The 242-nt window shown below is 43.8% G+C and carries 1 rRNA gene; it reads right to left on the reverse strand.

Annotated elements, in window-relative coordinates:
- Positions 1–174 precede the first annotated feature (174 nt).
- Positions 175–242, reverse strand: a 16S ribosomal RNA gene (locus tag KO533_RS22505); the annotation flags it as partial.

Below are 242 nucleotides of genomic sequence, written 5' to 3' on the forward strand. Positions count from 1 at the left end.
ACGTTTTGTAATTAATTACATGACAGACTCATGCAATTAAATACTATCAGCTTTCCAAATTGTTAAAGAACAATGCGTACCGGCTCGCGGCGCATTCAGCTCTGACTTCTCGTGAGAGAAGCTAAACAAGCAATCTGTGTGAACACTCAACAAACATTAAGTTAGTCGTATAGGTAAGGAGGTGATCCAGCCCCAGGTTCCCCTAGGGCTACCTTGTTACGACTTCACCCCAGTCATGAACC

This window comes from Shewanella sp. NKUCC05_KAH (assembly GCF_019345585.1).
In the GTDB taxonomy this organism is placed as follows: Bacteria; Pseudomonadota; Gammaproteobacteria; order Enterobacterales; family Shewanellaceae; genus Shewanella; species Shewanella oncorhynchi.